The following is a 1,042-nucleotide window of genomic DNA, read 5'->3' as shown; positions in this document are numbered from 1 at the left end:
TATCTCCTTTGCTCTGACCCCCAGGCGAGCAACGCAGATCGGAGCCAAAATGGCTCCCGGCAGTCATTGGGTCTAAGGAAGAACAACCTGAGAACGCTTACGGCCGCGAGCGATGGCCGCGCATCGGTTCATCGAGATGCGCAAGGGCTGGATAACCGATGGAGCAATCCTCCTGCGCGAGCCGGCATCACAGCACCTTGACCTCGGTGACATCCGACATCTTGCGGAGCCGGTCCATGAATTCGCGGTGCCGCGTCGGCGTGTCACAGAATGAGATATGCATCTGGACTGCCCCGTCCTGCCGTTGAAATGCGAGCGGACCTTCCTGGAATCGGCATTTGCTAAGAGCGGCATCAACGGCCTGGATGACGCTCTCATTCTCATGTGTCGTGATTTGATATTCGAGGATGCGCCACTTTTCGCGCATGCGTTGCTCGATAAGCGCCAGCACGCGCAGCGCAGCCAACGCCAGGCCGACGCCGACGCCCGCCAAGACATATTCCTTCGTGGCAGTGGCCAGGCCCAAGGCGCCGTTTACCCAGATGAGCGCGGCGGTCGTCAGTCCGCGCACGGTGCCGCGATGCTGCAAGATGACTCCCGCCCCCAGAAAACCGAGGCCCGTCACGACATTTGCCGCGACCCGTCCGGTTTCCGCCCCCGGGATCGAGCCCCCGGCCAGGACGAAGATGGCCGTACCCACCGTGACCAGGAATTGCGTCCGAAGGCCTGCCGGTTTGCGCGACAATTCCCGCTCCAGGCCAAGCATGAGGCCGACCGCCGCAGCGACCGTGAGAGGCAGCAACATGTCGGTGACGAACTCAGGAAACGATATGGCAGCGCTCAGGATTTTGTCTGGAATGCACGCAGCGCGCGACTCAAACACAGAAGAAATAGTCCCGCGAGCACGACCACCGCGATGATCCAGTTCGCACCGAGGGCGGCGACGAAGCTCGATCCGGCGAACAAGGCCCAGTCGGCCCGAAGCTGCGATTTTGGCCATGTTGAAGAACAAAGATTGAACATGGCGATCTACCAGGCTCGC

General features: G+C 61.2%; 2 protein-coding genes. Both read right to left on the bottom strand.

Annotated features, from left to right (window positions below; all coding sequences use genetic code 11):
- Positions 1–187: 187 nt before the first annotated feature.
- Positions 188–805, bottom strand: a complete 618-nt coding sequence (locus tag L3X40_RS21880) for an MgtC/SapB family protein (RefSeq protein WP_237367438.1) — start codon at positions 803–805, stop codon at positions 188–190.
- 35 nt (positions 806–840) lie between these two features.
- Complete coding sequence (locus tag L3X40_RS22660; protein WP_445177238.1) at positions 841–1,023, bottom strand: hypothetical protein; 183 nt, start codon at positions 1,021–1,023, stop codon at positions 841–843.
- Positions 1,024–1,042: the final 19 nt, after the last annotated feature.

It is taken from the genome of Rhizorhapis sp. SPR117, assembly GCF_021742065.1.
Note: the sequence above shows the minus strand (reverse complement) of the source record. Positions and strands in the feature narration are given on the sequence as shown.